The sequence below is a fragment of the Paenibacillus sp. 01T424 genome (assembly GCF_056398745.1).
The window spans coordinates 40,646-59,607 of record NZ_JBFTPZ010000007.1 but is presented as its reverse complement, the minus strand read 5'-3'; the positions used below and the strand labels follow the sequence as shown (position 1 = coordinate 59,607).

At 45.4% G+C, this 18,962-nt stretch carries 17 protein-coding genes; 6 read left to right on the top strand and 11 right to left on the bottom strand.

The window, feature by feature from the left end; all coding sequences use genetic code 11:
- Positions 1-93: 93 nt before the first annotated feature.
- From AC1DPK_RS08420 to AC1DPK_RS08410, 3 genes are all read right to left on the bottom strand, one after another.
- A complete protein-coding gene (locus tag AC1DPK_RS08420; protein ID WP_441885512.1) occupies positions 94-2,415 on the bottom strand; it encodes a glycoside hydrolase family 95 protein in 2,322 nt (773 codons plus the stop codon).
- A 62-nt stretch (positions 2,416-2,477) separates the two neighbouring features.
- Entirely contained in the window at positions 2,478-3,575 is a 1,098-nt protein-coding gene (locus AC1DPK_RS08415) for a mandelate racemase/muconate lactonizing enzyme family protein (RefSeq protein WP_441885514.1), read from the bottom strand.
- Between the two features lie 23 nt (positions 3,576-3,598).
- Entirely contained in the window at positions 3,599-4,390 is a 792-nt protein-coding gene (locus AC1DPK_RS08410; protein ID WP_477509985.1) for an SDR family NAD(P)-dependent oxidoreductase, read from the bottom strand.
- A 203-nt stretch (positions 4,391-4,593) separates the two neighbouring features.
- On the opposite strand from AC1DPK_RS08410, the gene AC1DPK_RS08405 reads away from it, so the two are divergent.
- The gene (locus tag AC1DPK_RS08405; RefSeq protein WP_477509984.1) at positions 4,594-5,457 is read left to right on the top strand and encodes a helix-turn-helix domain-containing protein; all 864 of its coding nucleotides are present in this window, start codon (positions 4,594-4,596) and stop codon (positions 5,455-5,457) included.
- Positions 5,458-5,946: 489 nt separating this feature from the next.
- On the opposite strand, the gene AC1DPK_RS08400 is transcribed toward AC1DPK_RS08405, so the two are convergent.
- Positions 5,947-7,497, bottom strand: coding sequence for an SAM-dependent methyltransferase (locus AC1DPK_RS08400; RefSeq protein WP_477509983.1), 1,551 nt, complete (start codon positions 7,495-7,497; stop codon positions 5,947-5,949).
- Positions 7,498-7,709: 212 nt separating this feature from the next.
- A complete protein-coding gene (locus tag AC1DPK_RS08395) occupies positions 7,710-9,266 on the bottom strand; it encodes an ABC-F family ATP-binding cassette domain-containing protein (RefSeq protein WP_441885522.1) in 1,557 nt (518 codons plus the stop codon).
- Positions 9,267-9,558: 292 nt separating this feature from the next.
- Here AC1DPK_RS08395 and AC1DPK_RS08390 point away from each other — a divergent pair, with 292 nt between their 5' ends.
- The 3 genes from AC1DPK_RS08390 to AC1DPK_RS08380 all read left to right on the top strand — a co-directional run bounded on the left by AC1DPK_RS08390 (position 9,559) and on the right by AC1DPK_RS08380 (position 11,893).
- Positions 9,559-10,113: a TetR/AcrR family transcriptional regulator gene (locus AC1DPK_RS08390; protein ID WP_477510049.1), complete on the top strand. Its 555-nt coding sequence runs from the start codon at positions 9,559-9,561 to the stop codon at positions 10,111-10,113.
- 103 nt (positions 10,114-10,216) lie between these two features.
- Positions 10,217-10,669 (top strand): GNAT family N-acetyltransferase, encoded by a 453-nt coding sequence (locus AC1DPK_RS08385; protein ID WP_477509982.1) that lies wholly within the window; start codon positions 10,217-10,219, stop codon positions 10,667-10,669.
- A 21-nt stretch (positions 10,670-10,690) separates the two neighbouring features.
- Positions 10,691-11,893: an MFS transporter gene (locus AC1DPK_RS08380; RefSeq protein WP_477509981.1), complete on the top strand. Its 1,203-nt coding sequence runs from the start codon at positions 10,691-10,693 to the stop codon at positions 11,891-11,893.
- A gap of 142 nt (positions 11,894-12,035) precedes the next feature.
- Here AC1DPK_RS08380 and AC1DPK_RS08375 read toward each other — a convergent pair whose 3' ends face one another.
- Positions 12,036-12,389, bottom strand: a complete 354-nt coding sequence (locus AC1DPK_RS08375; RefSeq protein WP_076270337.1) for a hypothetical protein — start codon at positions 12,387-12,389, stop codon at positions 12,036-12,038.
- A 374-nt stretch (positions 12,390-12,763) separates the two neighbouring features.
- On the opposite strand from AC1DPK_RS08375, the gene AC1DPK_RS08370 reads away from it, so the two are divergent.
- Positions 12,764-13,537, top strand: coding sequence for a DeoR/GlpR family DNA-binding transcription regulator (locus AC1DPK_RS08370; protein ID WP_477509980.1), 774 nt, complete (start codon positions 12,764-12,766; stop codon positions 13,535-13,537).
- Between the two features lie 157 nt (positions 13,538-13,694).
- Here the strand turns inward: AC1DPK_RS08370 and AC1DPK_RS08365 are convergent, their stop codons facing one another.
- The 4 genes from AC1DPK_RS08365 to AC1DPK_RS08350 form a co-directional block, all read right to left on the bottom strand.
- Entirely contained in the window at positions 13,695-14,417 is a 723-nt protein-coding gene (locus tag AC1DPK_RS08365) for a Stf0 family sulfotransferase (protein ID WP_477509979.1), read from the bottom strand.
- A gap of 21 nt (positions 14,418-14,438) precedes the next feature.
- Positions 14,439-15,002, bottom strand: a complete 564-nt coding sequence (gene cysC, locus AC1DPK_RS08360) for an adenylyl-sulfate kinase (RefSeq protein WP_441885536.1) — start codon at positions 15,000-15,002, stop codon at positions 14,439-14,441.
- Positions 15,003-15,148: 146 nt separating this feature from the next.
- Entirely contained in the window at positions 15,149-16,210 is a 1,062-nt protein-coding gene (locus AC1DPK_RS08355) for an LLM class flavin-dependent oxidoreductase (protein ID WP_477509978.1), read from the bottom strand.
- 31 nt (positions 16,211-16,241) lie between these two features.
- The gene (locus tag AC1DPK_RS08350; protein ID WP_477510048.1) at positions 16,242-17,459 is read right to left on the bottom strand and encodes an MFS transporter; all 1,218 of its coding nucleotides are present in this window, start codon (positions 17,457-17,459) and stop codon (positions 16,242-16,244) included.
- Positions 17,460-17,797: 338 nt separating this feature from the next.
- Here AC1DPK_RS08350 and AC1DPK_RS08345 point away from each other — a divergent pair, with 338 nt between their 5' ends.
- Positions 17,798-18,400 (top strand): TetR/AcrR family transcriptional regulator, encoded by a 603-nt coding sequence (locus AC1DPK_RS08345; RefSeq protein WP_477509977.1) that lies wholly within the window; start codon positions 17,798-17,800, stop codon positions 18,398-18,400.
- A 130-nt stretch (positions 18,401-18,530) separates the two neighbouring features.
- On the opposite strand, the gene AC1DPK_RS08340 is transcribed toward AC1DPK_RS08345, so the two are convergent.
- Positions 18,531-18,884, bottom strand: a complete 354-nt coding sequence (locus AC1DPK_RS08340) for a VOC family protein (protein WP_441885544.1) — start codon at positions 18,882-18,884, stop codon at positions 18,531-18,533.
- Positions 18,885-18,962: the final 78 nt, after the last annotated feature.

Sequence of the window (18,962 nt, the reverse complement as noted above, 5' to 3'; positions counted from 1 at the left end):
AGCTTCGCTCATTTATAATAACTTACTGACGCGAAAAGACAACTACTATTAAAAACAAGTAGTTGTCTTATTCACTGACTAGGCTCATTCCGTTTAAGCTTCTTGCTGTACTAGAGCTTTCAAGTCTTTATCGAATCGATATACGCGGCCGGGCATCAAAGAGACTTGCACTTCCTGCTCACCGAATCTTACGACCGTTTCCCCTGCAGAGAAAGCTTGAATCGTTACTTCAGTCAGCACGCCATTTTCCCACGAGACGTCAACCTCTACATTTCCTTTGGCACGCAGTCCTTTGTATGACCCTTTGTTCCAGACAGCCGGAAGCGCTGGAAGTAAGTGAATTTCGCCCGGCTGGCTTTGAAGGAGTAGATCCGCTACCGCCGCGGTTCCGCCATAATTGCCGTCGATGACAAAAATATTCGTCTCCGCTCCGGCTACACCCGCCTTGGAATAGGTCAGCATATTATCGAAGCACAGCTCTCCAATTAAATGAGTGATATGCTTTAGCGCACGATCTCCTTCGTACAATCTGGAGAAGCCGGTGGCGAACAGTACAGCTGTAAATTCAATATCCTCCAGCTCATCGGTCTGCATCCGGCCAATCAACGTTTGCTTAGCGGCAGCACTCAGCTCCGGCGTCTTCCGCGGCGTAATTTGATTGCTCGGGTATAAGCCAAATAGATGAGCAAGGTGGCGATGCTCCGGCTGCGCCTCCTCATAATCCTCGAGCCATTCCTGCAGCTGTCCTTTTTTTCCGATCATGAGAGGCGGCATCAGCAATAACGCTTGCTCCAGCTTCTCTTGGAACTCAGAATCCATTTGCAGCAGCTTCGCCGACTCTAGGCAAAAGGTGAACAAATCCCATATCAGCTGCTGGTCCATCGTCGAGCCCATCGACAGCTGCTGAGCTTCATCCTTGCTGCCGCTCGGATAAAAGCTGTTCTCAGGCGAATTGGACGGTCCGGTTACGAGCCAGCCATAAGTAGGGTGCACAGTCATATAATCGAGGAAAAAGACCGCCGATTCCTTCATAACGGGATACGCCTGCTTCATTAGGAAATCGCGGTCAAGCCCATACTCATAATGCTCCTTCAAATGCATCGCAATCCATAATCCGCCTGTTACATTCAGTCCCCAGCCCGTCTCCCAGCCCGGAGCCGAGAAGCCCCAAGCATTCGAGAACACATGCGCCACCCAGCCCTCGCTTCCGTAGAAATCCTGAGCCGCTTGCCTGCCTGCGACAGATAAACGTTCAATATAATTCATCAAAGGTACATGGCATTCCGCCAAATTGCTTATTTCCGTCGGGTAATAGTTCATTTCCGTGTTGATATCCAAGTGGTAGTCGCAGCTCCAAGCCATGCGATTCGCTTCGCCATCGTTCCACACGCCTTGCAAATGCAGCGGCAGCGGCGAATCCTCGCGCGAGCCTGCAATCGTTAGATAACGGCCGTATTGGAAAAATAAAGCGACTAAATCCGGATCATCATACTGCCCGTTCCGAAGCTGCTTCATCCGCTCGTCTGTTGGTAGCTTCGCACTCGCCGTATCGCCTAAATCAAGGGTCACACGAGCGTACAAATCGCGATAATCTACAATATGATCCGCTCTTAGGCGCTCATAACCTTTGGCAATAGCATCGTTAATTTGCGCATGGCATTCCGAAGCCCAATTCTCATCTGTCCTGCCATAATCCGTATTCACCGCAAAATATATAAACGCCTCATCCGCTTGCGATACCTTGATTTCATTACCAGTGGTTTCGATAATGCCGCCCACGGCAACGACCTTAACCATACCCTCGCAAAACACACCACATTTTCCGTTGCTGTGCACATCTTCCGTCGCTTGGCCGCGGAATCCAATTGCATCGTCATCCGCAGCTGTCGTTGCAAAATCTCCGGTTCTTCCTTGAATGCTCAGCGAGAAGGATATTGCCCCTTTTAACTCACTCTTTATGCGTGATACAACAATACCATCGGCATGCGTTGCGAACGTTTCACGTGTTATTTTGCCGCCTGAGCTTGTATAGGAAGTTTGCACAATTGCCTTTTCCAAGCTTAACTCACGTACAAGATCTTCCCCTTGCTGCTCGAAGCGCAAATTGATATCGCACACAGATAGGTTTGTGCCAAAGTTTTGCTTATTCGGCTGCAGCCCTTGCTTAGCAAGCCGGTCTCCCTCGCTATAATTGCCCTTGAAAAACTGCTCTCTCATCTGCTCCAGATTGGCTTTCGGGTTTCCATTTCCTTGAATGCGCTCCACTTGACCCGACCAGTAAGTAATTTCTGTCATGTTCCATGTTTCGCTTTCTATTCCACCGTGAATGACCGCGCCTATTCTTCCATTCCCTATCGGCAGTCCTTGCTTCCAATCCGTTGCTGGCCCTGAATACCAAAGCTTTGAATGATTCATGCAGTCCCCATCCTTTAGTTATAAGATTCGTGTAACAATTGAATTGTCAATTTCCCTGCTATCTATCGAATACGGAATTCATTAAAATATTTAGGAATGATTTCAGTGGAAGCGCCCGGCAGCTCCGGCAGCACATATTGTCCATTCTTGACGGTTGCCGGTTCAACAAAGATCGTTCTGATCCAAGGGATATACTCAAGCATCATTGCCCCCGGCGTAGCCGCCACCAAATGCTGGTGAATTTGTCCCATATCGCCGACATGCGGGCAGATTGGTATGTCGTACGAAGCGGCCAGCCCCGCGACCTGCAGCCACTCCGTAATACCCGCTACCCGCGTAACATCAACCTGACAATATTCGATAGCGCCTTGATGAATATAATCACGGAACGCATATTTCGAGTACACATGCTCACCGAGTGCAATCGGAACATTTAGTGCATCCGCCAGCTTCTTGTGACCTAGAATATCATCAGGATTAAGCGGCTCCTCCAGCCAAAATAAATCAAATTCCTCCAGCTTCTTGCCCCAGGTCATCGCCGTATTAATATTCCATTGCTGATTAACGTCGATCATAAAGATCACCTGATCGCCAATCGCTTTGCGCACCGCCTTCACTCGGTCATAATCTTCATGTGGATCGGACTTGCCAACCTTAATCTTCACCCCTGTAAACCCCTGCTCGACAATGTCCGTGACATCCTTCAGCAAACGCTCCTTCGACCAGTTCAACCAGCCGCCGTTCGTGTTATAGGCTTTAATGCCTTTTGATTTATGTCCGCCAAGGTACTGCCATAACGGCTTGTTGGACGCCTTCGACATAATGTCCCATAACGCAATATCCACAGCAGCAAGCGCCATATGCGTAATGCCTGCCCGTCCGATCCAGTGCATTTTGCCATACCGCAGCGTCTCCCAAATCTCCTTTACCATAAAAGGGTCCTTGCCGATCAGCTCCGGAGCGTAATAACGTTCAATCGTGTCGACGATCATATCATCGCCATGGGCGCAGGTTCCTGTGTAGCCGTATCCGACGTAACCTTCATCTGTAAAGATCCGAACGCCTGACAGTCCCCAATGCGTCGCCACATTAATCGCATCCGTTATTGGCGGGTCGATGGGCACATGAAGTACGAATGTTTCCACTTTTGTGATTTTCATCGTTTGTACTCCCTTCCTTTTGTTTAATAGCCTAGCGAAGCCCCACCCTCAACCGGAAGAGCTACACCCGTTATGAAAGACGCCTGCTGGGAAGCCAAATACAGTACCGACTGCGCGATCTCCTCCGAGGTTGCCGATCGGCCAAGCGGATGCATCGTATTCAGCGCATCCAGCGCTGCTGCTTGATCAGGCTGCTGTCTCAGCCAATCTTCCAATAAAGGCGTCATCACACCGGCCGGACACACACAGTTGACTCTTACACCATCCGCTGCAAAATCGAGCGCCAATGACTTCGTCAGCGCAATAACCGCTCCTTTGGAAGCAGCATAAATCGGATTATTCCGCTGCCCGATAAGACCGTTCAGCGAAGCCATATTCACAATCGCGCCTTTGGTCTGCCGCAATAGCGGAATCGCATGCTTGATCATCAGATACACGCCCTTCAAATTTACCGCAAGAACATGGTCAAATGACTGCTCATCGATTTCCTCAAGCGGCTTTGGCAGAATAACCGCTGCATTGTTATACAGAACATCGAGCTTGCCGAATGTCTGAACCGTTTCTTTCATAAGCGCTTCAACCGCACTCTCACGCGATACATCCGTCTGAATTGCCCGCGCACTTCTATATGGAAGCCCTTTCAAAAATCCTTGTTGTTTATTGATTTCATCAGCCACGCGCTGCCCTTCATGCTCATTCCAATCTGCTATGACGACTTGTGCGCCTTCTGCCGCGAACAACCGTGCGCTTTCCTCGCCGATACCAGAACCGCCGCCGGTTATAAGCACAACCTTATCTTTAAATCTCAAAGGCATTCCTCCATGTACATGCAAAAGTTAAGCTAGCTAAAGAAAAGATTTATGTTGTTAATTGATCCACATCAGCTATTGCTGTTCATTCCCTAATATTTTTGTTATTGTATCATCTATACAGGAACGTGTATTTGATCAGACATCCATTAAGTTGACAATTCATCCGCTAAATTTTATATGAATATACCAAAGAAAAGGGTGTTCGCTTGAAGAAGCTGAACGAGATCACGCCTCATGTCGGAGATTCCATGTATTACCTTTATGATGGCAGCTCCAATGAGAAGCTGCGCATTTGCAGTGTTTATGCTTTTCATTTATTTACAGATGGTCCCGGGGAAATGGAGATTGACGGCAAGAAATACCCCATCAACAATCGAACGCTGATCTTTCTTAGGCCAGAGCAGCCTCACGCCTTCCATATTTCATCCGACCATCCGCTGTCCTCCTACAATTTGTATTGTGATCTCTGGAATCAGAGTGATCCCGTCTCTGCCAATCGAACGTTCATCTACGACCCGGAGCCGTTCGAGCTGAATACCGTCGCCCCTTCCATGGCATGTGATGAACTCGACAGCCTGCCATGCGTATTTTCCTTGCAGCCTTATCCAGAGCTGTACGATTCCTTCTTAATGCTCGCTAAGCTGTATAATGATTCGCAATTTTACCGAACAGAGATGATGAACAGCTTGCTCTATGCTTGGATTCTGAACTGGTACAATACGATTCATACGCACCAGCCTACCGACTATCGCATCGTCCGCTTGCTCACGCATCTAAATGCTCATCCTGAGAAACGCGAGTCCGTCGAGACATGGTGGGAATTTTGCGGGCTGAAGCGAACCTACTTTCATGCTTTGTTTTTACGAGAAACCGGACTCACGCCAAAAGCCTACCATCACAAGCTGCTCATGAGACGCGCTTCCCATCTCTTGCTCGAAAGCGAGTTGAGCGTTACCGCCATTGCCGAGAAGCTTGGTTATGCCTCTATCCATCCTTTTACACGCCATTTCAGTGCCTTCTATGGCACCAGCCCAAAGCATTACCGCATGCAGCCTCAGTCAGAGAAATGACCACTACCAATATGCAGCAACGAAAAAAGCTGGAAGCACGTATATGTGCTTCCAGCCATAAAACAGGATATGTTGTTCGTCCGTAAGCACACATACGAGCTTATTGCGCCAATTCGACGTGTGCGCAACAATGAAAAATGGCTGTAAGCACACATTTGCGCTTACAGCCTCAAAATAGCCTATGTAGCTCGTCCGTAAGCACACATACGTGCTTATTACACCAATTCGACGTGTGCGCAACAACGAAAAATGGCTGTAAGCACTCATTTGCGCTTACAGCCTCAAAATAGCCTATGTAGCTCGTCCGTAAGCACACATACGTGCTTATTACACCAATTCGACGTACCCGCAACAACGAAAAATGGCTGTAAGCACACATTTGCGCTTACAGCCTCAAAATAGCCTATGTAGCTCGTCCGTAAGCACACATACGTGCTTATTACGCCAATTCGACGTGTGCGCAACAACGAAAAATGGCTGTCACGCCTCTTATTTGAAGGCAGTCAACAACGACTTCGCTTCCTCATGTTCTGGCTCCATCGCCAAAACTTGATGCGCATATTGTAATGCTTCTGGCTCTTCGCCCTCTTCATAGCAGCAAATCGCCAGCTTGTAGAGTGCATCCACAGTCGTCTTGCCAGCCTCCATCGAACGCTCCAAATATAGCCTCGCATCCGCATACAGCTCCAGCTCATAAAGCAGACTTCCGCATGCCAAAGCCAAATGGTGCTGTTCATTCATCGGATAATAGCCCGCCCACATCATTTGCATACCCTGCCGAAGATCATCGGCTTCTTCGTCGCTGCTATCTGGCAGCAGCGACTGTATGCGCTCAGCGCTTTGAATGAACAATTGCGCATCGTAGCGGCTCAGTCGCCAGAAAGCTAAAATGGCGTACATCTCTAGCGATTCCAAATGCTCGTCAAACCATAGCTTCATGCTAAAAAAATCATCCGGTCCAAAACGTTCGACAAAACGACGATAAGCTAAGCGTGTGTTCGCATAGGTCGCTGGCTTCTCCAGCATGATGATGCAGCCTACATTCAAATTTTTATAATGATGGTTAGTAAAATAGGACAATGCGCCTTTTTGTTCAAAAACATGCTGTATCGCATGATAATTGGCCGTGAGCGAAAAGCTGCCGTGATGAATCAGTTCGGGCGGCTCAGCAAATGCCCAGTTCTCCATTCGGTGATCGCCTTTATCGGCTGTAAGCAGTACAAATCCCGCTTGTGATAACCGTCCAAGCCGTTCAAGACAATCCATCCCAATCTCCGGGAAGAGGATATGCGAATCCTCAAGCTGCTGCTTATACAGCTCAATCACATTCCGATAGGGGTACGATTGCTCTTCATACTCGGCTGCTCTTCGGTAATGATACTCGGGCTCTATGCTCACCAGCATGTCCGATACATCTATGCCATCCGCCTCAGCAGCAGGTACCGCGAAGGACACTTTACATTCAAAAATATGACCTTCATCCACATAAATGAGCTCTTGCGGAATGCTGTCAAAAAAATAATTGGCAACAAGCAGCAGCGGCTGCTTCAGATCTGCCTGCTTTATCGTGACACCCGATTCCGTCAATCGAAGCTCTGTATCACGTACCGCGTCAAACTTAGCGAAATCGAGTATGCCTTGCTGGACAAATGGCTGTAAGCGTTCATGCTGCTGCCAATAGTCAATATTTTTGACTGGCAAATCACTCATGATGTAACGAAACGGCGGAAGCTCCATACCAGCAAAATCTATCAGCTCACATAATGCCGTCAGCACTTGATAGGCTAGTCGACCCGAGCCTGCTCCAAGCTCAAGGATCGTAATCGGTTCCTCCGATATGCCACCTAACCTTGCTCTATCCTGTAAAAATCCGAATATGATCTCTGCATAAGCAGACGCGATCACAGGATTGTTCGTAATGTACTGCGGCACTTCATCATTTTGCCACGCCTCGATGCCCTGCTCTTCAAAATAAGCGCGCTGCAGCTCCCAAATAGGCGCTTCACTAAATCGATAAATCGGCTGATCGCTATTATTCATTCTTTTAAACCTACTTTGCTTAATGTAATAAAAGGATTAAACAAGCCTTACCCAAATATCCTAGGTCAAATCCATCCGCTTTAAACCTAGCATCTGTATGCAGCCTTGTCTACTCTTGCCTTAATGAACCAGCGAAACGGTTTCACCTACCCTATGCAAAAAAGGAGACGAGCCTGCAGGCTCGTCTCCTCTTTCTGGCTATATTAGACGAATTAAAATACCTTCGTCGTCCATGATTCACAGTTCCATGTATCGGTTACAACATCGCGGTAAAATTCTGGTTCGTGAGAGATAAGCAAAATGCTGCCTTTGTACGCCTTAAGCGCACGTTTCAGCTCGTCCTTCGCATCGACATCCAAGTGATTGGTTGGCTCATCCAGTACTAACAGGTTTGTTTCGCTGTTGATCAGCTTGCAAAGGCGAACCTTCGCCTTCTCGCCGCCGCTAAGCACCGCAATTTTGCTTTCAATATGCTTGGTCGTCAGCCCGCATTTCGCGAGTGCCGCACGTACTTCGAATTGGGAGAGTGAAGGGAACTCCTTCCACACTTCCTCAATACACGTATTGTAGTTTGCATCCTTAATTTCCTGTTGGAAATATCCGATTTGCTGATGCTCCCCGCGCTGTACCGTACCCGATATAGCTGGAATTTCACCTAAAATACTGCGCAGCAGCGTCGTTTTACCAATACCGTTCGCCCCYACGAGAGCAATCTTCTGTCCTCGTTCCATACGAAGATCAAGCGGTCTCGACAACGGACTGTCATATCCGATAACAAGCTCCTTCGTCTCGAATATGAGCTTGCCGGAGGTTCTTCCGTCCTTGAAGTTGAACTGCGGCTTCGGCTTTTCCTTCGCAATTTCAATGACATCCATCTTATCGAGCTTCTTCTGCCTCGACATCGCCATGTTCCGCGTCGCTACGCTCGCTTTGTTGCGTGCTACGAAGTCCTTCAGATCAGCTATTTCCTGCTGCTGACGCTTATAGGCCGATTCAAGCTGCTGCTTTTTCATTTCATGAACCTGTTGGAAGTATTCATAGTCGCCAACATAGCGGTTCAGCTCTTGATTCTCCATATGATAAATGAGGTTAATTACACTGTTAAGGAACGGGATATCATGTGAAATGAGAATAAATGCATTCTCGTACTCTTGCAAGTAACGCTTCAGCCATTCGATATGCTGCTCATCGAGATAGTTCGTCGGCTCATCGAGAAGCAAAATGTCCGGCTTCTCCAGCAGCAGCTTCGCTAGAAGCACCTTCGTCCGCTGCCCTCCGCTCAAATCATTAACGTCCTTATCAAGACCAATATCCGTAAGGCCAAGACCACGAGCCGTTTCGTCAATTTTCGCGTCAATCAAATAGAAATCCTGATTCGTCAGCGTATCCTGAATCGTTCCAACATCCTCAAGCATTTGCTCGAGTTCCTCTGGCGTTACATCGCCCATTCTGCCGTACATATCGTTCATTTCTTGTTCCATATCGAGCAGGTACTGAAAAGCTCCCTTCAGCACGTCCCGCATCGTCATTCCTTTGCTGAGAACCGCATGCTGATCGAGATAACCTACGCGCATGCGCTTCGACCATTCAACCTTGCCGTCGTCAGGCTGCAGCTTGCCTGTAATAATGTTCATAAAAGTGGACTTGCCCTCGCCGTTAGCGCCGATCAGTCCAATATGCTCGCCTTTAAGCAGGCGGAAGGATACGTCGTTGAAGATCGCGCGATCTCCAAAGCCGTGGCTTAGTCGTTCTACGTTTAATATGCTCATGAATGACACCTTTTCTTTTGGAATATTATCGTTTTATTATAAACGTTATAGGCCCTACAACTCAATGTAGGATTCATTTCTAAATGATTTTCGACCAGATTCAACAATCTCCTTATCATCCGCTATTATTTTACCATATTCCAGATAAAGCATTGTCTTCATGAGTATTAGCCTGCCATTGACAATGGAAAGACAAACAGGTAAAATCGATCCATGAAACTATTTTAGTTTTTTTAGTTTTCTCTAATCTAAAAGTTCTCTCTCAGGGGGTCTGTTCTTGATAGATCGAATTATGAAAGCATTTATCGAAGAGATTCATGATAAAGGAATCAAATTTACAATGGACGATTTGGCCTCTCGGCTAGGAATTAGCAAACGGACATTGTACGAGCATTTCCCTTCTAAAGTAAGTATTTTGGAAGCACTCATTGCGCAAACTTTAGGTGAATTCGATGAGAAAACAGCTCAGATCACGCAAGACGCAAGCTTATCGATTATTGAGAAAATCAGAGGTATTGTAACCCTTCTAACAAAACATTATGAATTATATGATATACGGATATTGGAGCAAATGAAGCGTTACTATCCAGAGCAATGGAAAAAAATTGATGATGCGCTGACCGATGACTGGGATGCATTGCGCAGCGTCATTGAACAAGGCATTCACGAAGGCATAATAGTTAACAAAAATATATCTGTCATTATGAAGCTAATGATCGACGCAGCAAACTCAACACTCGATCAACGCTTTTATCAAAAAAATGATATTACGCTTTCCGAAGCTTTATCCACCATTGTCGATATTATTCTATTTGGACTAGTGCCTAGAACTGCAAAGGGAGAATAAAAGCCAACGCTTTTATTCTTTTTTTAAACAGCTTGAAAACTATAAAAACAAAAATAGTTTCATGAGTATTGGAATTTACTGCAAAAGAAAGCGAGTGAACAGAATGAGTCTTCATTTTTGTGAAGTAACAACAGAAAACTGGCGCGCTGTAGCCGCATTATCGGTGTCCAAGGAGCAGCAACCATTTATTGAAAGCAACGCCTTTTCTTTAGCCGAATGTTTATTTGAGAAAAACGCAACTTCGCTTGCATTATATGATGGCGAAACTTTAGTCGGCTATGCAATGTACGGCTGGCAAAACAACGTGAACAAGAGTGTGTGGCTTGACCGCTTTATGATTGATTACCGATTCCAAGGAAACGGATATGCCAAGCGGTTTATTCCTATACTACTCGAATATTTTCAGCAATTATTTGAAATCAGAACCATTTATTTGAGCCTCCATCAACATAATTCGCGTGCTCAACAGCTTTATGAACATTTTGGATTCCGCTTAAACGGTGAGATTGATGCAGACGGGCCGGTTGTCGGAATGGTCATGGAATTAAATTTATAGAAACATAATAGGTGAAGCCATATGAAAACATTATTTAGTAATCGCGTTTATTTATTAGTTACCGCTTCTGATTTATTGCAAAATATAGGTACATGGATACGGAACATTGCTTTGCTCTTTTTTGTATTGGAAAAATCAAATAATGACCCGGTCGCTGTGTCGATGCTGACGGTTATCGAATATTTTCCTATCTTTGCTGTTGCCCTTGTAGGCGGGGCGCTCGTTGATCGGTGGAATCCCAAAAAAACGATGATTATAGCTGACTTATTAAGTATCGTATCTATTTTGCTCATCATTGGCGTTTTGGATCTAGGCTTCTGGCCAGCTATTTATATCGCCACTTTCGTATCCACTATTATTACACAGTTCTCTCAGCCATCATCCATTAAGCTCATTAAACGTTATGTTGAACCGAAGCATGTTGGAGCAGCTGTTGGTTTAACGCAAAGCATGAACTCGATTTTCATGATTGTTGGGCCTGTCATCGGTACCGCTATTTACGTTAATTTTGGACTTAAGGTATCCTTATACAGCTTATTGATCCTATTCGCCCTTTCTGCCTCCTTTCTTTCGTTTCTTCCTAAACAGACCCGTGAAGAGAAAAAAGAAAACAGCTCTGTTCTGAAAGAAATTAAAGAGGGTATGATCTACCTCCGTCAAAATAGAATATTGGTTGTTATAGCCGTATGGTTTGCTATAGATGGTCTGTCTTGGGGACTTATTCAACCACTTGATGTATTTATATTGACGGAAAGACTGCAATTGCCGAAAGAGAATTTGCAATGGTTCAGTATGTTATACGGAGTCGGGATGTTAGCTGGGGGATTAATAGCTGCTTCTATTGGCAATCGTTTTGAAACTCGGGAAATATTTACCGTTGTTATTATTGTAACGGCGACGGGAGTGCTCGTTCAGGCGCTTTCCACTTACGTTTGGTTGACCGCATCATTCCATCTGCTGGTCGGTTTATTTTATACCGTGCTGCAAGTACTGCTTAATATGCTATTTATCAAATCCGTACAGGATGAATACGTTGGTCGTGTTAACGGTGTGATGGTTCCTGTATTTATCGGATTTATGTTAATCGGTACATTTTGCTCAGGGTTTCTGAAAGAAGCGACCTCTTTAATTTTTGTGTACGGGACTTCCAGCTTCGTACTGCTGCTGACGCTGCCTATCATCGCTAGATTAAAGCCAAAGCATTTGAGCAAAATGAAGCACTAGCCGTGAGCTAGGGATTAAGTCAAAGAAAACACCCAACTATTCTCGCGAAAAAGCGAACTCGCAAGTTAGATGGGAGATTAGATTAAATCGCTATGATTAACCTTTTTTATGGCTTTTAATAAAAGGATTGCTCTACGTTACTCTATCTGTTTTTTGTAGTGCGACGCGAAGTTGCGGCTGTCCGTGATTTTGCGTCGTATTTTTTATTTTTTATTCTTGCTGGTTTTCTGGATAGATTGCTGACGGTTGCCTTTGGTCCAAAAAATGAACCAACTACTTTGAAAGTAGGAGGGATCTGTTGAACGAAGCCAAACAACTGCTGCATTCTTCCCATCATGGACATGATTCCATCAATACCGCCGATTCGACTAAACATAGACCCTGCTCTTTCAAAACCAGGCTCAAAAGTAGAATCAACCGGTTGACTAAAGTCATTAAATGGTTCATCTACAGTAGGAAGAATTGCGCTTATACGAGCTCTTTTTCTTCTTTCCACTTCGAATCACATTCCTTTTCTTAGTAATGTTGAAATAGGTCTACTTCAAACTATGCAAGTACACCTCTATCGGTATAGTTAGTCATCTATAAAGCTCAAATTTTACCTTATCTTTTTAAAATATAACCTTTCTGCGGGCCTTTTATATGCTTCCAGCCTACTAGCTTTACATTATCAGGATTCATCGGCGATATATCAAACGTCAATCGGTCCTCTCCGACTGAAATGTGCGGACCAACTACAGGAATGGCTGCCCCTCAACCAAAACCAGAACAAAACAGAATTAACACGAACAAAATAGATTGACAAAACTGAATAAAACCGAATAATATGGAATTGTAACTGGTTATAAAATCCAGAGGAGGCGATTCGATTTGTTTACCGATGAGCGTCGTGACAAGATTATTGAGCTGCTACAAAAAAACGGCAGAGTACTCGCCAAGGAACTAGCGGATATGTTTGAATTGTCGATTGATTCCATCCGAAGGGATCTATCGATTATGGAGGAGAAAGGGCTGCTCAAACGTACGCATGGCGGCGCAATACCAGCTGCTAAAGTCCGCAGCGCCCCGCTCCCGCCAGACCTACGTTATAAAGAGGCTTCACCGCATCAAGATGCCATATCTAAATTAGCAGCTTCTTTTATACAAGAAAAAGATACTGTATTTATAGGCAGTGCAGGCATCCATTACGGCATGTTAAAGTTTCTTCCTGAGGTACCTTTTACGGTGGTTACGAATGCAATCAGAGTGGCTGATGTGTTGAAGGATCGTGAAGAAATTGATGTTTATTTGATAGGCGGCAAAGTGAAAAGTTCTGGAAACATTTCCGATACACTCGCTAATCAGTTTCTTAGACAATTCACTTTAGATCTGTGCTTCGCTGCTGGGGGCGGAATTTCCAAAAACGGGGTAAGCACCTCTTCTCCAGAAGTAGCTTCATTAGGACGAACGGCGGTCGAAATTTCTAGAAAACGAATTTGTCTAGCTCCTCATGAGAAGCTAGGCGTCGATTTTTTTGCAAAAGAAGGCCCCATTACCGATATGGATCTATTAATTACCGATAGTGAAGCCAGCATAAATGCCATTGAGGATATTGAGAACAAAGGTGTCAAAGTGTTAATTGCTCAGATTCCAGAGGTATCTTAATCATTCTTAATCGGGGCTGCGGCTGCAGCTCCGTCTTGCTATTTATCAACATGGGACGTATCACATAGATCGCTCGCGTTTGCTTGTATCCGAGCGTTAGCGGAAAACCGCGAATGCTTGCGCCTCAACTAAGAGCTAAGACATCAATTAATCGTAATTACCACACTTTTGTTTCGTTTCCCGCTTGTCGCTCTTGACGGTAACGCTGCACCCACTGCTCTGCCACATCTTCTGCTAACTTATCAAAAGCTGGCGGAGCAACCTTCACCGACTCGGACTGAATGTTCAGAAAATCCAGCACCCTCAGCACTGTTCCTTCATAATCGAGAATAAAATCTTCGTAAACGATCGTAAGTGGAACGATCCCTTCTTCTGTAAAAAAGTCCTCCATCGCCGCTTCCCGAAGCGAGCTTTCGATGAACAAATGGTTGATTGCATCAAAATTATACTTATCGGCAATATCATGCTCTTGCGGTTTTTGGCCATGCTGCCGATGCCACTCTCCGGATACGATGGCCCGCCACCAAGATACGGCTAAACGGACTTTATTTCTTCTCGTCATATAGATATGTTTATCGCAATTCGGAAAAGCTGCACGCCAGACACTAGCTTTTGTCGCCGTATCAGGCAATTGAAAGATGTTCCGAAATGCAGTGATCCATTCGCTATTCATACTTGTTTTCAAGCCAAAAACACCATTTGACGAAGTACCTTCCCGCCACATCTGCTCCATTTTGTCCACCGTCATTGTCTTGGGATCATTGAAGAGCAGCCATTCCGCAKGATTTCCTGCTAGGCCAGTTGATGAAAGAGCTTCGTTCAGCAGGGTACTCCCTGTACGCTGTGAAAACCATATCGTATAACTTTTTTCCGGTCTCATTTATATATCACCCTCTCTATTCTAGATATTGTTCAATCGGGATTCGATGTACGCAACAAGCGCATTTATAGCATCTGCTTCGCCAAACTTCTCCGTGTCTATGATCATATTAGGTTGTATCGGCGTCTCGTAAGGGGAATCAATGCCCGTAAAATCCTTTATTTCTCCTGCTCTCGCTTTGCGATATAAGCCCTTGGGATCACGTTGTTCGCATTCCTCCAGTGAGCATTTCACATACACTTCAGCAAAATCATCCGGACCAAACCGCTGCTTGATCTGCTTTCGGTACGATTCATAAGGGGAAATCATCGGTACAAGGACAACAAAACCTTTCTCTAGAAACATATCCGCAATCTCCATTGCACGGCGCATATTTTCCAGTCGTGCCTCTTCCGTAAACCCAAGATCCCGATTCAAGCCTTGCCGTAATCGATCGCCGTCAATGATGACACATCTGACCCCCCGCCTCAGCAGCTCACTCTCCGCCCCGCAAGCAAGCGTCGTTTTTCCTGAACCGGACAACCCCGTTAACCAGAAAATAGAACCATTATGACCATTCCACTTTTCCCAACTCGTCCTTTGCATAGCCGAAGCCTCCTTTCGATGTGGAGCCGAAGCCCACCATGTCATCTGTTTGTTTTTAGTATAGAGATTTGGGATGGATGCGAGCAAGGTAATGATTTATTATAGCCGTTTGTGGGGGAGCAACGCTTACACCAGCTACAGCTGAATTATGATTCTTTTTCCGTCTCCGCTTCCCACTTGGCAATTTCCTCTCGGACGCGTGGCGCAACCTCTGTTCCTAGCAGCTCAATGGCTCTCATCACTTGATCATGCGGCATAGTACTTAAAGGCACGTACATCATAAAACGCGTAACGCCTACATTTTTCCGAAGATGAATAATTTTTTGGGCAACGGTTTCCGGATCACCCACATAAAGTGCTCCTTCAAAGCTGCGCGCGGCATCAAAGCTGGAACGGTCATAATGCGCCCAGCCTCGCTCTTTCCCAAGTTTATTCATGCCTGCTTGCGTGGAAGGAAAAAAAGTATCTGCTGCTAGATCCGTATTTTCTGCAACAAAACCTATGGAATGAGACCCCACTTTAAGGCGCGAATCATCATGGCCGGCATGCGCAGCCGCTTTCTTATAAAGCTGTACCAGTGGTTCAAATTGCATCGGGCTACCGCCAATGATCGCCAGCATCAATGGCAGGCCGAGCAGTCCAGCACGGATTGCAGAGTCCCGATTGCCTCCGCTGCCTACCCATATCGGCAACGAATTTTGAACAGGCCGAGGATATACGCCTAAATCATGAATGGCAGGCCGATGCCCGCCTTTCCAGGTTACTTTTTCGGACCCTCGTATTTTTAAGAGCAATTCCAAATGTTCCTCGAACAGCTCGTCATAGTCATTCAAATCATAGCCAAACAGTGGAAAAGATTCGATAAAGGAACCCCGACCAGCCATAATTTCCGCACGCCCATTTGAAATACCATCGAGCGTTGCAAAATCCTGAAAAACGCGTACCGGGTCAGATGAAGAAAGCACCGTTACTGCACTCGTTAACTGAATCCGTTTCGTTTGTGATGCAGCTGCAGCTAGCACAACTGCAGGTGAAGATGCTGCATAATCCTTCCGATGATGCTCACCTACGCCAAATACATCAAGTCCCACCTGATCGGCAAGGACAATTTCCTCGACAACCTCACGCAATCGCTGCGCATGACTTATTACTGCACCCGTTTGAATATCCGGCTTTGTTTCTACAAACGAAGTTATTCCTATTTCCATGGTCAATCTCTCCTGTTTATATTATTTATTTTCATGCGGAAGGGGCAGTACGCCTCGTCATTGCCCAAAACAGAAGAGCGAGTGTACTAACCGATGCTCCAAGCAAACATACTCCGTCCCAGCCGTAATGGGCATAGGTTAGAGTCGATGAGATCGAACCAACGGCACTTCCTATGGAGTAAAAAACCATGTATCCCGCTGCAAGCCGGCTGCGAGCCTCCGCATGTAATGCGAAAATCATGCTTTGATTCGTGACATGTACAGCCTGCACAGCCAAATCAAGAAGAACAATGCCAATAACCAAGGCGAATAGCGACTGATCTGTATAGCTGATTAACAACCATGATAGGAGCAATAGAATCAAAGCTATGCCCGTCGTTTTCTGTCCATAACCTTGATCGGCAAGCTTTCCCGCCCTTGCAGCAGCTAACGCTCCAACAGCTCCCACGAGGCCAAACGCCCCTATGGCGGTGTGAGAAAGTGACCATGGCGGTGCGCTAAGGGGCAGCACTAATGAAGTCCACAATATACTAAAAGCCGTAAAAATCAGCATAGCCAGAACTGCTCGGATACGTAGGATCCTCACTTGTACGAACAACATAAACACCGACTTAAGCAGCTGAGGATAAGACAGTGATTTCACTTCTCGCTTTGCATCTGGCAAAACTTTAAATAATGCAAAAACCATAAGAAGCATCAATGCTGCAGAAAATAAATATACGGAACGCCAACCCGCTATATCTGTTAATACTCCTGCAATCGTTCGTGCAAGAAGGATGCCAATGACAATTCCACTTGTTACCACGCCAACGACACGTCCTCTTTCGGCAGGGGTAGCTATGCTAGTTGCAAATGCTACAAGCGTCTGGGCTACAACAGCAAGCAGTCCCACCAAGGCCATACCTGCGAAAAGCATCAGGCTGGAGGAGGCAAACCCAACGATAACTAGAGCGATCACGGAAAATAACATCTGACCGATAATGAGTCGGCGCTGGTTCAGTAAATCTCCAAGCGGTACCAACAATAACAATCCCAATCCATAAAAAATTTGGGTGATCGTAATCAGAATGCCAATGGTTGAATAGTCAATGCCAAACGCCATCGACAGATGATCGAGCAGCGGTTGTGCGAAATAGATATTCGCAACAGACATCCCGCAGGCAACCGCAAACAACAGTGTGACATAGCGAGACATCGAGGAACCCTGAACCGAATCGCGATCGTTATTTGTTCCCTGTGATGAATTCATCTTTACCTTGTTATAGACTGCTGCTTTTTCTCTAAGCTCCTCCATTTCAAACACACCTTTTCTTCATTCATTTTAAAAACTAGATTTTTTGTACCGATCGGTATGTTATATCGCTCGGTAAATATAGCGCATAAAAACGATCTCTGTCAACGTAAAAATGTTTGCACATGGTTTTAGGTTAAAAACCAAGTTTATATTGTGATTAACGGATCTTTCATTTGACATTGCCAATCGCAAATTATAAAATAATACTATACCAATTGGTATGTAAATATAGACGATTGACTATTGTATTTGATTAAACACTAGAAAATAAAGAGTACCGAGAGGTTTTGACTATGGGAAGAACCCGCGAATTTGACGAAGAAAAAGCATTGGATGCAGCTATGCAGCTGTTTTGGGAGAAGGGCTATGAGGCTACCTCACTTAGCGATTTAACTTCCAGAATGGGTATTCAACGACCTAGCCTATACTCAGCTTTTGGTGACAAAAAAGAATTATTCGAAGCTGCACTGCGCAAATATACGATGTCGCGCGCTGCTCTCGTTCGAACCAAGCTCCAGAGCTATTCCTCTGTTAAGGAAGCCTTTCGCCATTATTTTGAAGGGGTTGTTGCTGAGGAATACGGAGAAAATCGCAACCGTGGATGCTTTAGCATCAATACGATAGTCGAGCTTGCACCGCATGATGAAAAATTCGAAATTCTCACAAGAGAACATCAAATGTACCTGTCCGTCATATTTCTAGAGACCATTGAACGGGGCATACAATCGGGTGAACTCGAAATTCCAGTAAACGTGAAAGCTTTATCGCAGTCGCTAATCGTATCGTTAATTGGGCTAACGGTAATATTGAAAGCACGTCCCGAAAAATCATTTATTGATAATACGATAGAAATCATACTTGCACAGCTTAAAGAAGCACCCGTTCACGGTCAGTAATTCAGTAGAAGAATGAATGTTATTGCCATCTATGCACCACATAAAAATAAAGCCCACTGACCTGTTGGTCGGCGGGCTTTATCCGTTCATTCTTTTATCTCATGCTGTAAACAATAAATTTTACCTTGCCTCAATGCTCATGAGAAAGAATGTTGATAAGCTTACCAAATGGGTCGCGTACATAGAAGCGCCGAACACCCCAGGGCTCCACTGCAATGCCATATTCGATTGGAAACCCAGCTTTTTTCATGCCATCAAAAGCAGCTTGGAGATCATCGACTTCGATTGACATATCAGGCACAGGCGTGTCAGATCCCCCTTGTGTGGCAAAACTAATTTGTATGCTCATCTCTTCGCTCGAACCGTAAGTTCTAATCCAACCATGATCCATTAATAACTCAAGACCGAGTACATCCTCGTAAAAGCGTTTTGCAGCGGTAATATCCTGCGCTTCAATATTCGTGACGATCCGTTTGACCCGCATCTTAATCCTCCCATCATCATTCGATAATTACTAATGCTTCTTCCCGTAATAATTCGGTTAAATGCTAGTGACAACCTT